Here is a 13,272-nt window from a genome sequence, read left to right as displayed (position 1 = left end):
CTTTTAAATTGAATATAAGGTTATTTAACACTGAAAAATTCTTGTCTAAATTCGGTCACTTGTTGGTGGTAATACGATTCCCACTCGCGGTCATTTAAATGCGATTTCTCTCGTGTTCGTTGGTCGGCTAATCGACTTTTCAACTTACGGAGTTCCAACTGATAGTCGTTTACTTCTTTTTCTTGCGCGTTAACTTGGTTTTCTCGCGCCTCTAACTCACGAATATCTTCACTTTCCAAGTGATGTAACTGCAACATTTTTCTAATATCACGCTTATTCTCGTGGCTATAATGAATTGGGATCAGTGATAGACCATACTCGTATTGTTCTGTATTTGTTGATACGTTTAAGCCCTGAACACTGGTGTTCCATTGTGAAATGAGAGATTGATAAGCCTCAAAGAACATGTCTGGCTCTACGTGCGTTATTTCTTCACTTGCTAAACGAAAATCCAACAGTGTGAATTGATCTGAAAGTATGACACTCGCCATATCACCCCATACTTGATGCGCACCCTCTTTAAAAAGTTGTACACGTTCTTTTAAGTTTCCAGCATTCTCCAAAGGTATTTTAGCTTGTTGAAGATTCCACTCATCACTGAGAGAAGGAAAACGGGATAGCAATTGGTACCATCGCTCATCCATATTAAGTAAAGCTTTATCCAATTGGCTTGTGCAATCTCCAATAGCTCGGCATTTTTCCCAAAAGCTTTCCAGTGCTGAATACAAGAGCACTCCTTTTAAGTCATCGAAATGATTCTCCTTTGTCTCTGGTATGCTTTTCGGGTCATCTGCTACGATCTTGGTTTGACCTCTAATCTCTTGAGCCTTTGATTGCTGCTCGGTAGCGTTAGATAAAACCGTGCTGCTTGGGGCTATGCCTGCCGTTCGTTCGTTAGCTGTATCGGAAGACAAGCCAAGGTATGTAGCGCCCGCGAGTACAACGGGCACAAGAAAGGACAATACCTTTGTCATCATTTGATTACAGCCGAAACTGGGAAGTGATCGGATAAGTTATAATGCTTCCATAATCTCTCATCGGTGCTTCTTGGTACATCAACACGATTACTATTTTGGTTTTTAACGGCATATTCAGCGCTTACCATGATGTAATCTAAGTACTCAACATTTTCGCCGCCAGAAAGTGCCTCGCCTGCAAAATTGTTTATACGAGGATCAAATGTCGATTCCGTGTAACCCGAATAAGTGGGCTCAATTGCATTTAGATTTGCGATCATCTGTTGATAGTCACCAGGAAACTTCCTTTTATTAACGTTAAAGTCGCCACTGTAAATCACAGTTTCATTCGTTGGGATGTTCAGAGACTGCGCCATCTCGCGCATCTGTCGGAATTGTTTCTGGCGATATTCGCGAGCAGTATCCGTGTCAAATGACGCAGTATGAGTCGCAAAGACATGATACGCCTGGCCATTTTTTATGACCTCAGCATAATTCACACCCTTATCCGCAAAACAATCTGTGCCGCTGCAGTCTGGGAAAACATATTGTGCCTGATTAACAATCGGGTATCGGCTAACAATAGTCACACCACCATCGTGTATATTAAAACCACTTTTATCTAACATTTTGGTCTGGTATGGGTACTCTTTCGCTAATGCTCTAAGAAAATCATTTCTGCCATTTGAAAAGACTTCCTGAAGTGCCAACACATCGTAACCTTTCACATACTCTGGGATGATGTCGAGTCGATCGCTAATGTGCGAAGCAATCGCTGGTAATGCCCAAACATTATAAGTCATCACTTTCAGCGTCGTTGAAGTTGAATCCGGCGATTCGCTTTGTTTTTTTGGCGTAATTGTGTAGTAGAGATCATCATAGCGCCCAGTTGCGTCAGATTTGAACGCCAGTTCGACTTCTCGCTGACCAAAAACTTGAGATTGATAACGGTGCACGCTTCGATCTTCCTTCAAATTAAGCTCAACATCAGATGAACTAACGCCATATGTCATAGCGGAGTTGTACCAATATCCATTCATTTTTTGGTGTAAGCGAATGCTTTCCCCGTTAGGATTTGAAGCAACGGTTTCAAACTCGTAAGTATGACCTGCCTTAACACCTTCCCAACGGTTAAAACTCATTACTGATTTCGTTTCCCAAGGCTTAAGCTCTTGAATATGCTGAAACCATTCACTCCCATATTGCAGAAGATCTGACCCTGTATGCTTAACTTGTATTGTTAAAGGTTTATCTGAGTTGTTCGTAAGGTAAACATCTGTATCCGCGAGTGAACTTGTCGAAGTAAGTGCTATAGCAACAAGTAGTTTCCACTGTGTATTTCTCATTTTATTTCCTTATTTTTGGAGAGCAAAATGAAAATTAGAGTAAATACGTTACATTTGTTTTATAAATTAATTATAAATATATTTATTTGTGGGGAAAATCATAATCTATTATCAGTGCCTGCATTATTATCATATATTTCAGTGATATATATCACAATAAGATCTCATGGCTGTAACTTGATGAAACCCATAAATTTTCGTGAGATCAATATCAAAGATTGGCTAATAATGATTTACAAACAAATGTAATCGATTGCATTATTACCTCGACCTCACACCTTTGCTTGCTGCGCTGGGGTTAAGGAGCCTTTTTTAAGGCTCCTTTTTGCTATTTGTAGAACAAAGAAATGGCTATATAGACGCTACGCCCATGAATAGCCATATGTTAGTTAAGTAGAAATTTGTTGATTTATAGCGATATAAACATTTAGTTATAGTGCGTTATTGATTCTTGATTTAGAACCACTAGATCTTCAAATCGATGCCTTACCTGAAAGCCAGCTAAATCTCGCTGAACATGGCATCTTGAGGTTACTTGGGTATATTTGAGCTAAAGAAGAGACAGATACATATCACTCTGATACGTGAATCCTAATTAGTTTCTCCGGAACATGGTATTTGAAACGCATCCCTTTCTTAACGCCACGGCTCCCAACTTTACAAATCTTTTTATCTCCTGCATGTCGGACTCTTTTTATGTAGGCGTATTTGCCTTTGTGTTCCATTTCGATCATGTAGTTGCAATAACCTTGCAATGGTTTCTTATGCTTCCGTATTGCCCTTTCTATTTTTGCTTTTATTTTCGCAGCTACTTTATTGGTTTGCGAATCGTCCGCATGAGCAGGCGCGACAAGGCAGCCTATTAGCAATAATATTCTCAGATTCATCAATCTCACTCCTTTACCATCGGACGAAAATTAACGCTGAATATGGTTATTGACCTAATAATTAGAACGGCTTTTACGACCTATATCTAACTGTATTTTATGGCATTGCAGAATTGCGGTGAAGGTTTTGAACCAAGCCAAAATGACTTGGTTCATGGGTTATGAGGTTTGCAAAGCTTACGCAGATTTTTTTGACGAGTCGTTTTTAAAGCCCTGATGAGGAAATACATTTCTGATTCGTTGCTGAACTTTACTCGGTATGCTTTTGCTAAAAGTGAGTCTTGCACCATTACGTGTTGGATATACTTTAACAACACCAGAAAATGGGGTCTTGTGACCAATTTCAAGGCAGTTGTGTTTAAAACCAGCGGGGAAATGACCTTTAAATGTAGCCAGCTCGCCGTCTCTAAACTCAGCCTTGAGCTTCGGGCGGTCGACGCCAATTAACCAAAATATAGCAATGGCAGCGACCAATAAAAGCCACAACATGTTTATCTCCTTGGATTTAATCTGACAATAACTTACTTAAGTCTTCTTTTAGGCTATTTACCGTTTTGCTTGCTTTCTCACTGCGAGATGCTTCACTGAGCAAATATTCAATGGCATCAGATAACGTACAGCCTAATTCATTAGCACGCCCAGACAGCTTTTCCCACACACGGTAATCCAGATCGATGGACTTCTTTTTGGTGTGAACTTGTTCTGCATTGAAGTGGCGCTTTCGCTTTGCTCGTATTGCCTGCTTCATCTTATTATCGAGCTCAGGAGACATGTGCCGATCGATCCATTCCAGCACAAATGTTGGTTCATGTTCTATGCGTTTTAATTGCTCAACGGCTTGATCTGCCTCACTGGAATCGAGATGTTTTGTGATCGCTTCACCATCTTTCCATTTTTTGATGAGATACTGCCACTTCCAACCACATTCAAGGTTATCAAGCTGTTGATATTTCATGAACCTGTCCTTAACTTAAACCTGTGTTACAGCGTAACCCAGTTCCTTAAAAATTACAATCTTCTAGCGATCACACTTTATTGATTTGAATTGGCAATCTTATGTATCTCAAGATGGGGAATTTTTATATACTTTGGCTCTTTTAAAATTTATGAAAAGCAGAAAATGCAGCAAACTTGGCAGAACGTCACCCCTCAATACGAAGATTATAATTCGCTGTTCAAACAGTTCGAGACATTAGACTCACAATCTTTCTTAACAATGCAGCCTCGCTTCTCTTCTGCTTTAGCCCGCTTCGATAAACTTAGCAACTTAACTCGCGTCCTACTAGTTAATGGACCAGACAACGCGATTTATCGCCAAATAATGCTCCACTCGTTTCAAGAATTACAGCAGTCAGGGGATTTGGATAACAAACCGGTGGTCAAAACAGAAACGGTTGATCCAAGAGATATTTTTGGTTCGTTCGAATCTGAAAATGGAGAAGTCACTCGATTAAACGAAGGTTTACTACACCAAGCCAATGGCGGTTACCTGTTAGTTTCTGCAAACCTGATTTTAGCTAACCCGTCCAGTTGGCTCAAGTTGAAGTCAGCGCTATTGGGAGAAGCTTTCAGCTTACTTTCAACATCTTCCAAGCAATTACCGAACGAAACCCCACATCGAATTGTGGACGTCAAACTCATTGTCCTAGGTGACAGAACACAAATGGGCGACTTGGATTATATGGATGTTGATATGGGAAGCGACTTCTGCATGTTTTCAGAATTAGAATCCGATTGCCGTATTAATAACAAATCTATTGAAAAATATCTGGGCTATGTAAAATACTTGATATCCCACTACTCTCTGCCTTCTCTAAATGTTTCTGGTATACAAGAGCTACTCCGAGCTGGTGCACGCGAGTGTGAAGACCAACAATTTTTCCCATTAAGCCCATTGTGGCACAACAGCCTACTCAGCGAAGCTGCCATTGAATCGGGATCCGAGATCATTGAAGGCGCTCATATTAAAGCTGCTTTGGCATCAAGGTACTTCTCCGAATCTTATCTACCGAAACGTGCACTTGAAGACATTCTGGATGGTCAGGTCGTTATTGAGACCGAAGGCGAGCAAATTGGGCAAGTCAATGGGCTAACTGTGGTTGATGTTACAGGTCACCCTGTATCTTACGGTGAGCCAGCACGTATTTCCTGTGTTATGCACTTCGGCGATGGCGACATTTCAGATGTTGAACGCAAAGCAGACTTAGCTGGTAATATTCATGCCAAAGGTATGATGATAATGCAGGCTTTTGTAAGTAGAGCATTGGATCTAGAAGAGCCGTTGCCGTATTCAGCATCCATTGTATTTGAACAGTCCTACTGCGAAACAGACGGAGACAGTGCCTCACTGGCGCAACTGTGCTCCTTCCTAAGTGCACTTGCGGAAGTACCAATAAATCAGCAAATCGCGGTTACAGGTGCGGTTGACCAATTTGGTCGTGTACAGGCTGTAGGCGGGTTAAATGAAAAAATTGAAGGCTTCTTTGACGTTTGTGCTCATCAAGGTCTGAGTGGCGGTCAAGGCGTTATTTTACCCCTTACAAACCTTAAGCACCTCGTGTTAAAAGACGAGGTTGTCGAAGCCATTAAAGAGAATAGATTCCACATTTGGACCGTCGAATCTGTTGATCAAGCCTTGCCATTACTGACTGGTAAGGAGTTCAGAGGTGACGGTGAAAACACCATATTGGCGAAAATCATTGAAAGATTAGAAAATTTTGATAAGCCAGAACAAGGTAATCGTTTGATTGATCGAATAAAACAGTGGTTCGACCATAACTGATCCGACTTGTTTAGCGTACACCTGTTCACTAAGATGCCCCTACGTATTTTTGGAGTAATAAATAATGCAAAATAAACGTGAATCGTATAATCGCGAAGAACTTCTAGCTTCCAGCCGCGGCGAGTTGTTTGGTCCTACTGGTCCTCAACTTCCTGCACCAAACATGCTAATGATGGATCGCATCACAAAGATGTCTGAAACTGAAGGCGAATATGGGAAAGGACGTATTGAAGCAGAGCTAGATATTACTCCGGATCTCTGGTTCTTTGACTGCCACTTCCCTGGCGACCCTGTTATGCCAGGTTGCCTTGGTCTCGATGCTATGTGGCAGCTAGTTGGTTTCTATCTAGGTTGGGTTGGCGGCGAAGGTAAAGGTCGTGCTCTTGGGGTTGGCGAAGTGAAATTCACAGGTCAAATTCTTCCAACAGCAAAAAAAGTGACTTACCAAATCGACATGAAGCGTGTCGTAAACCGCAGACTGGTTATGGGCTTGGCAGACGGCCGAGTTCTAGTCGACGGAAAAGAAATCTACGTAGCGAAAGATTTGAAAGTGGGTCTTTTCCAAGACACTTCTTCTTTCTAAGATCGAAGTTAAGCATGACGAATACAGTGGCTAACCCACTGTATTTTTTTGTTCAATACATTTAGTTATAGTGCATTAAGAATTATTTTAAAAGACCCCAAGATGTGGGGTCTGTAAAGAGTAATGTGTATGGGTGGATAAATTTATTTATAGAGACCAGCTTGCTTGTCATCTCTGGCATCACGCCAACCGCCTAGCCAATACGATTTCGCGTCCATCTGCTGGTAGGGGCAAGCCTCCTGAGATCGACCGTTCAGACCCGCTTTATATCCCTGAGATTGAGCTCTTTCAAGGCGATCACGCTTCTGTCTCTTCATAGTACAGTCCTCATACAATGTAAATCGTTATCTTACTACTATTACTGTTGCGTGGAGTTTTTATGACTCCGCTATTAAGAATTGTACAATCGGCCGCGATCCTCAAGGCACAAAAAAGGCACGGATCCATTTTTGTGAACCCATGCCCAGTATTAACAATATTTCTATTTACGGCGGAAACTGATTAGTGATAGGACACCTAACAAGAGGATCCCTAGCCCTGCACCTTTACGTTCTACAGGATCTTTATCGGCAGTTCGCTGCTGAATATTCGATGCTGTAGCACCATTTATCGGTGTAAGTTTAATAGAAACAAGCTTTTCCGTGCCGCTGCACGAAGCATTGTGGCTCGTCGTTTTATAGCCACCAGCACACATCATTGCAGAAGCAGAAATGATGCCAGCATTGTTAATGTCATTTGCATCGATGATCCTAAATTGGTTACTATGACCCGAAACCGATCCATCGTTAGTTAAATCATCAAGCCACCAAGCTTTATTTTGGAAAATACTGCCGCGGTTACCCGCTATGCTTCCAACATTGTATGGGTAAATGAAAGCACGCTTACGTCTAAGTTTACCATCCACTTCACGAACGTTTTCAGCGTCAATACGACCTACAATTTCATTGAAATCGTTCACTGCACGCATATCACCACCCGACCCCGCGAAGAAGATCCCGCCAGTCAAATAAGTGGCCGTTGGATTAGCAGAAGAAGCATTCGCAAGCCATAAACGATTGTTCAATGAGCCCTCTTCTACTGGCACATCAGTACGGCTACGTTTGTAATCGTAGTTACCACGCTTGGTCGAGCCTATAACCAACATATTTTGGTTAATATCTGTCGCAATAGAGCTATGGTAAATGTACCCATCTGGGTTTAATGTCGTCCCGTCAATGTCTTTTGTTGACCAGCCAGTAATTTTTTGAGGGTTTAAGCTATCTTCAAATTTTGGCTCAAATATAGCCGCTTCTGGAAGCATATCTGAAGAGTTCTTACGGTTATAGTAACCTACAAGAACAGGCTTATCTTCTAAAGTAGAACCCGATACTTTATTAATAACTGCGGCGCGAACACTAGCCTGACTTGACTGAGTGCCGCTGGATGTAACCGTTACTTTCGTTACGCTTACCGACGCAGGATCTGTGACATCCCACATCACCGCTTGATTATTGAAACGTAAGTTTTGGCACTGAGAGCGTGTATGAGGGTCGGAAACTGTTTCACAATCCGACTTAGTACCAAATATTGAGAATGCTGACGATCCCACAACGTACTTTTTCTCACCTGATCCGTCCTGATTATCATAAGCAAACGAATCAAACGCGCGAGTCACACCCATTGTATCGAGTGGCTGAGAAGTCACGATAGGTGCAAGTACGGTAGAACCATAGAAGCCTCGGCTTTTATACTGGCGAGCGTAGTTGCTAGACCCCGTATGAAGGTAGCCGCTGCTTGAATTACCTATAGCCGTTGTCCCATCAAAGTTGTTCACTACTATTTCATTTGTACCAGAAATATTGCCCGATACTTCAGAGATCAAAGAACCACTCGTTAAAAATGCTTTTGTGTTGTTGTTGTCTGCTGAAAACGGTGTAGACCACGTAAACGAGTTCAAGACACGCTGGGCACCGCCTGAACCATTCGTACCATAGAAAAAGCGGTTAGCCCATGCTTCACATGTGTTGTAGCGCAAGTTGTAATCGCAATATTTACGATATTCGTCGCGATTACTTGTTTGATCAACAAATCGGAAGCGGTTATCAAAAAGAAAATCCATTTCATCGTTGATCCACTGACCTGCCTCACCAATACGACCACGAGAGGAGACAACAGGGTTACTACTACTGCTTGCACATGCTTCTGCAAAGCAGTTAGTCACACCCGTGGATTCGCTTATTGCAGAGCCAAAGTTCTCATTCTCTGAACTGCTTACAACTTCAATATTGTATAACGCTGCATGAGCAGACGTTGCACCTATGATCAGTGACGTTATTGCCGAAAGTTTAAATACTCTATTACGACTCATAGTTATTTCTTATTCCTGTTGCATCGCTTCAAGCTCTTCCCAGCGCTCAAAGGCAATTTCTAATTCCTGTTCCGCAGCGGACAACTTATCCAATACAGATTGTGTAGCATCTACCGGTTTTGAGAAAAACTCCGGATCATTCACCTGTGCTTGAAAATCTTCAATCGTTTGCTCTAAGTCCTCTAAGCGTTGCGGCAAGGTCTCTAGCTCTCGCTGTAGCTTATACGATAATTTCTTAGGCTTAGCACGGGCTGCTAAATTTTTGGGACTTTCCTCAACCTGTTTTTCACCTGTAACCTGAGCACCAACATCAGCGGGTTTCTCAGCAGCTCTTAAAGAGCGAGATTGAGATCTTTGTTGCTGCGCGTCATGATAGCCGCCAACAAATTCTTCTATCTGACCATTGCCTTCAAAAATCCAGCTGGTCGTGACAGTATTATCAACAAATTCCCTATCGTGGCTGACTAACAGCAAAGTACCCTGATAGTTGGCAAGTAATTCTTCCAAAAGTTCCAGAGTTTCGATATCCAAATCGTTCGTTGGTTCATCGAGAACCAATAAATTATTGGGACGAAGGAAAATGCGCGCCAATAAAAGGCGATTCTTCTCACCACCAGATAAGGCTTTAACAGGAGTACGAGCTCGCTTAGGAGCAAAAAGGAAATCTTGAAGATAGCTTAACGCGTGACGCTGACGGCCACCTACCATCACCTCTTGCTTACCATCTGCAAGGTTATCAATGACGGATTTTTCTGGATCTAGAATCTCGCGATACTGATCGAAGTACGCCACTTCGAGTTTGGTACCACAATGAAGTTTGCCTGAATCCGGTTCGAGCGTTCCTAGAAGCAACTTTAACACGGTACTTTTACCGCATCCGTTTGGACCGATCAGCGCAATTCGGTCACCACGCATAATATTAAAGGTGAAGTCATCAACAATTGTATTGCCTTCGAAGCCAAAGTTAACGCTTTTAGCTTCAAATACGATCTTCCCTGAGCGCGATGCCTCATCAATCTGGATATTCGCTTTTCCCTGCACTTCACGGCGATCGCTTCTCTCTTGACGTAGCGCTTTTAACGCTCGAACACGTCCTTCATTACGAGTACGTCTAGCTTTAATGCCTTGACGGATCCAAACTTCTTCCTGAGCAAGCTTTTTATCGAATTCTGCGTTTTGCATCTCTTCAACGCGAAGCATTTCTTCTTTTTCAACCAAGTAGTTTTCATAATCACCAGGGAAACTGGCTAACTGACCACGATCCAAATCCACAATTCGCGTTGCCATGGATTTTATGAACGCACGGTCGTGCGAGATGAAAATGATGGATCCACGAAAGTCTTTCAGGAAACCTTCTAACCATTCAATCGTTGTGACGTCTAGGTGGTTGGTCGGCTCATCCAGTAACAAAACATCTGGCTCACAGACAAGCGCTCTCGCTAGCGCGGCTTTTCGTTGCCAGCCACCAGATAAATCAGAAAGCAGTGTATGTCCATCAAGGCTCAGCGCACCCAAAACATTCTCAATTCTATCTTCAAAACGCCAAGCACCAGAATGCTCGAGTTGCTCTTGTACCGTAGCGAGCTTATTTATGTTCTTTTCACTTGGGTCGACAGCAACGAGATCGAGCAGATCTTGATAGATCTTAAGTTGCTCACCAGCTCCAGCCAGACCTTCTGAAACATAATCGAAAACAGTGCCTGATTCATTGCGCGGTGGATCTTGTTCTAAACGGGATACAACAACGTCTTGCGTTACTTGCATCTTGCCGTCGTCCATAATAATTTCGCCCGCCAACACTTTCATAAGTGTTGATTTGCCCGCACCGTTGCGCCCTACTAAACAAACGCGTTCATTTTCCTGAAGCGCGAAATCTGCGTGATCAAGTAATGGGTGATCGCCGAACGCAAGTTGTCCATTATGAATGGTAATTAATGCCATGTTCTTCTAACCATTGTTGTAATTCTTGTAAATCGAAAGGCCACCCCAGTTCTGAAGGCTCTGAACCTACTATTGAAACAACCGGAATAGTGACCCCGTAACGTTGAAATAGGTTGTCGTCAAAAGCGATATCAACGACTTTGACGTGTTCAATCACGCCAGCCTGCCCTAATAAGCCATATGCCATCTCACAGAGATGGCATCCTTCAGTACTGTAGAGTGTTAACACACCTTATCCTTGATGAGTGACGATCCAGCAATTGTGGATATGCTTATTACGCGAGAAATCTTGAGGTAACGTCTGTGATGAAATGTTCTCAGCTTTCAACCCAAGCTCCGCGAGCGCGTCCAAATCCATTTTGAAATGACGTTTATTGTTTGAAAAGACAATTGTGCCGTTACCGCGTAACAGCCGCTTTAAATTTTTCATTAACTGAATGTGATCGCGTTGTATATCGAACGACTGTTCCATGCGTTTAGAGTTTGAAAACGTCGGGGGATCAATAAAAATAAGATCGAACTCACCATCTGCTTGCTCTAACCATTGAAGGCAATCGGCTTGAACGAACTGATGCTCGCTCCCAGAAATGCCGTTTATGGCTAAGTTTTCTTGAGCCCACTCTAGGTAAGTTTTGGACATATCTACTGTGGTTGTAGATTTGGCGCCACCGCAAGCTGCATGTACCGTCGCAGAACCTGTGTAAGCAAATAGGTTTAGGAAGTCTTTACCACCAGCTAGTTGGCCAAGCTTACGACGCGTTAGCTTGTGATCAAGGAATAAACCGGTATCGAGGTAATCGTGGAGATTAACTAAAAGATCCACACCGTATTCCGTTACCTGCATAAACTCAGAGTTTTGACTGAGTTTTTGATACTGGCTACTTCCCTTTTTCTTCTCTCTTACTTTAAGTACGACATTGTTCGCTTCTACACCTGTTACTTGAATAGTCGCGCGGATAATATCGGTTAATCTGCGTTTGGTTTTTTCTTCCGGTATATTTTTAGGCGCCGCATATTCTTGAATTACGATATGGTCTTGGTAAATATCAATCGCCGCGTTGTATTCAGGTAAGTCCGCATCGTATACACGATAACAATCTAATTTCTCTTTTCTCGCCCACTTACTCAGTTTTGTTAAGTTTTTCTTTAGGCGATTCGCAAAATCAGGGGCAACCAAGGTTTCTTGCTTCGTTTCTTGGCTGGACTCAGATGAAGTAGCATTTCTTTCACTGATACTATAGTTCTTTTGGTGACATTGTAACGCACCATTCGCCAGTTTGAACTGTTTCTCAGCACGCATACGCAAACAGGCAAGCAATTCATCAGATGAAGAGAAAATAGAAGCTTGGCAACCGCCAAATTCTGTTTTTAATTGCGCTCCAAAAGCAGTGTATAAGGCAATGAGACCAGGCTGTGTTCCCAAGCGCTCACCATAAGGCGGGTTTGATACGATAACACCACCATCAAACTCTTTAGGGCGTTTAACCTGCGCGGCATCCTCTTTTGCAAAGAGAATCAGTGACTCCACACCTGCTCGTTTGGCGTTTTCACGCGCCGTTTTTAGAACACGTGCGTCGTTATCAAACCCAAAGAACTTCGATTCAACCTTTTTAACACCCCTACGCGCTTGCACATTGGCTTCAGATTTAATCTCTGCCCATTTCTCAGGCTCAAAATCAGAAAGTGATTCAAAACACCAATATTTGCGATTCACGCCAGGAGCCATGTTAGCCGCCATCATTGCTGCTTCAATCAACAACGTACCGGAGCCACACATAGGATCTAACAAGTTATTCCCTTGCTGCCAGCCACTACGCGAAATAATGGCTGCAGCAAGTGTCTCGCGAAGTGGTGCTCTACCGGCCTCAGTTCGATAACCACGATGATGCAGCCCAGAACCAACCATATCAAAGCCGACCAATGCATTGTCTTTAAATAGACGAACATGCACACGCAGATCTGGATGATCTTTTTGGATCGACGGTCTAGAGAGATTCTTTTTGTTAAAAGAGTCAACGATGCCATCTTTTACTTTTAAAGCACCGTATTGGCTATTACGAATTTCTCGGTTTGTACCGTTGAAGTCCACCACAAAAGTTTTGTTGCTATCGAAGTGCGATGACCAGTTAATCGCTGCAACCGACAAGTACAAGTCCATATCATCCTGACAATTGAATTCAGAAAGAATACGAACGAAACGTGATGCCAACCTACTCCACAAACATACTCTGTAGATTTGCGTGTTGGTCGCTTTAAATTTTACCCCTGCTTGAACTGGTTTTGGATCTTCAATCCCCAAATTTTTCAATTCATCTGCAAGTAGGTTTTCAAGCCCGTTGGAAGTGACGGCTAAATACTGATTCATACTGGTCTTTTGGTAACAAAAATGAGCTCGATTATACCTGAGCAAGAAGCACAAACCGAACTCAA

12 protein-coding genes are annotated in these 13,272 nt (G+C 42.6%); 2 read left to right on the top strand and 10 right to left on the bottom strand.

The genetic code is table 11. The features are described from left to right. Positions 1 to 20: 20 nt before the first annotated feature. From Q8W40_RS05675 to matP, 5 genes are all read right to left on the bottom strand, one after another. A complete protein-coding gene (locus Q8W40_RS05675) occupies positions 21 to 977 on the bottom strand; it encodes a chromosome partitioning protein ParA (RefSeq protein ID WP_305396251.1) in 957 nt (318 codons plus the stop codon). Continuing rightward, positions 974 to 2,302, bottom strand: coding sequence for a sphingomyelin phosphodiesterase (locus Q8W40_RS05670; protein WP_305396250.1), 1,329 nt, complete (start codon positions 2,300 to 2,302; stop codon positions 974 to 976). The genes Q8W40_RS05675 and Q8W40_RS05670 overlap by 4 nt, the downstream gene beginning before the upstream one ends. Positions 2,303 to 2,874: 572 nt before the next feature. Next, positions 2,875 to 3,189: a hypothetical protein gene (locus tag Q8W40_RS05665; RefSeq protein ID WP_305396249.1), complete on the bottom strand. Its 315-nt coding sequence runs from the start codon at positions 3,187 to 3,189 to the stop codon at positions 2,875 to 2,877. A gap of 177 nt (positions 3,190 to 3,366) precedes the next feature. Beyond that, positions 3,367 to 3,678 carry a DUF3634 family protein gene (locus Q8W40_RS05660; protein ID WP_305396248.1) on the bottom strand — a complete coding sequence of 104 codons (312 nt, stop codon included), beginning with the start codon at positions 3,676 to 3,678 and terminating at the stop codon, positions 3,367 to 3,369. A gap of 16 nt (positions 3,679 to 3,694) precedes the next feature. Further along, positions 3,695 to 4,144 carry a macrodomain Ter protein MatP gene (gene matP / locus Q8W40_RS05655; RefSeq protein WP_104399796.1) on the bottom strand — a complete coding sequence of 150 codons (450 nt, stop codon included), beginning with the start codon at positions 4,142 to 4,144 and terminating at the stop codon, positions 3,695 to 3,697. A 165-nt stretch (positions 4,145 to 4,309) separates the two neighbouring features. Here matP and Q8W40_RS05650 point away from each other — a divergent pair, with 165 nt between their 5' ends. Continuing rightward, a complete protein-coding gene (locus Q8W40_RS05650) occupies positions 4,310 to 5,971 on the top strand; it encodes a Lon protease family protein (RefSeq protein ID WP_305396247.1) in 1,662 nt (553 codons plus the stop codon). A gap of 64 nt (positions 5,972 to 6,035) precedes the next feature. Further along, the gene (fabA, locus tag Q8W40_RS05645) at positions 6,036 to 6,554 is read left to right on the top strand and encodes a bifunctional 3-hydroxydecanoyl-ACP dehydratase/trans-2-decenoyl-ACP isomerase (protein WP_101113868.1); all 519 of its coding nucleotides are present in this window, start codon (positions 6,036 to 6,038) and stop codon (positions 6,552 to 6,554) included. Positions 6,555 to 6,697: 143 nt separating this feature from the next. On the opposite strand, the gene rmf is transcribed toward fabA, so the two are convergent. The 5 genes from rmf to rlmKL form a co-directional block, all read right to left on the bottom strand. After that, the gene (gene rmf / locus Q8W40_RS05640) at positions 6,698 to 6,871 is read right to left on the bottom strand and encodes a ribosome modulation factor (protein ID WP_004409177.1); all 174 of its coding nucleotides are present in this window, start codon (positions 6,869 to 6,871) and stop codon (positions 6,698 to 6,700) included. A 164-nt stretch (positions 6,872 to 7,035) separates the two neighbouring features. Next, positions 7,036 to 8,901, bottom strand: a complete 1,866-nt coding sequence (locus Q8W40_RS05635) for a DUF3466 family protein (RefSeq protein ID WP_305396245.1) — start codon at positions 8,899 to 8,901, stop codon at positions 7,036 to 7,038. 9 nt (positions 8,902 to 8,910) lie between these two features. Beyond that, the gene (locus Q8W40_RS05630) at positions 8,911 to 10,842 is read right to left on the bottom strand and encodes an ABC transporter ATP-binding protein (protein ID WP_305396244.1); all 1,932 of its coding nucleotides are present in this window, start codon (positions 10,840 to 10,842) and stop codon (positions 8,911 to 8,913) included. After that, positions 10,820 to 11,071: a glutaredoxin family protein gene (locus tag Q8W40_RS05625; protein ID WP_101113871.1), complete on the bottom strand. Its 252-nt coding sequence runs from the start codon at positions 11,069 to 11,071 to the stop codon at positions 10,820 to 10,822. Before Q8W40_RS05625 ends, Q8W40_RS05630 begins: the two co-directional genes overlap by 23 nt. Positions 11,072 to 11,074: 3 nt before the next feature. Next, entirely contained in the window at positions 11,075 to 13,207 is a 2,133-nt protein-coding gene (rlmKL, locus tag Q8W40_RS05620) for a bifunctional 23S rRNA (guanine(2069)-N(7))-methyltransferase RlmK/23S rRNA (guanine(2445)-N(2))-methyltransferase RlmL (RefSeq protein ID WP_305396243.1), read from the bottom strand. Positions 13,208 to 13,272 lie beyond the last annotated feature (65 nt).

Origin of the sequence: Vibrio penaeicida (assembly GCF_030689305.1) — a bacterium.
Lineage (GTDB): Bacteria > Pseudomonadota > Gammaproteobacteria > Enterobacterales > Vibrionaceae > Vibrio > Vibrio penaeicida_B.
The sequence above is the reverse complement of the archived record's forward strand: the minus strand, read 5'-3'. Positions and strand labels throughout refer to the sequence as shown.

What these genes read in the sequence shown, in the direction of transcription:
- matP (WP_104399796.1), bottom strand. Translation starts at nt 4,144, where the DNA reads ATGAAATATCAACAGCTTGATAACCTTGAATGTGGTTGGAAGTGGCAG.
- Q8W40_RS05670 (WP_305396250.1), bottom strand. Translation starts at nt 2,302, where the DNA reads ATGAGAAATACACAGTGGAAACTACTTGTTGCTATAGCACTTACTTCG.
- rlmKL (WP_305396243.1), bottom strand. Translation starts at nt 13,207, where the DNA reads ATGAATCAGTATTTAGCCGTCACTTCCAACGGGCTTGAAAACCTACTT.
- Q8W40_RS05660 (WP_305396248.1), bottom strand. Translation starts at nt 3,678, where the DNA reads ATGTTGTGGCTTTTATTGGTCGCTGCCATTGCTATATTTTGGTTAATT.
- Q8W40_RS05650 (WP_305396247.1), top strand. Translation starts at nt 4,310, where the DNA reads ATGCAGCAAACTTGGCAGAACGTCACCCCTCAATACGAAGATTATAAT.
- Q8W40_RS05665 (WP_305396249.1), bottom strand. Translation starts at nt 3,189, where the DNA reads ATGAATCTGAGAATATTATTGCTAATAGGCTGCCTTGTCGCGCCTGCT.
- Q8W40_RS05635 (WP_305396245.1), bottom strand. Translation starts at nt 8,901, where the DNA reads ATGAGTCGTAATAGAGTATTTAAACTTTCGGCAATAACGTCACTGATC.
- Q8W40_RS05675 (WP_305396251.1), bottom strand. Translation starts at nt 977, where the DNA reads ATGATGACAAAGGTATTGTCCTTTCTTGTGCCCGTTGTACTCGCGGGC.
- Q8W40_RS05630 (WP_305396244.1), bottom strand. Translation starts at nt 10,842, where the DNA reads ATGGCATTAATTACCATTCATAATGGACAACTTGCGTTCGGCGATCAC.
- fabA (WP_101113868.1), top strand. Translation starts at nt 6,036, where the DNA reads ATGCAAAATAAACGTGAATCGTATAATCGCGAAGAACTTCTAGCTTCC.
- rmf (WP_004409177.1), bottom strand. Translation starts at nt 6,871, where the DNA reads ATGAAGAGACAGAAGCGTGATCGCCTTGAAAGAGCTCAATCTCAGGGA.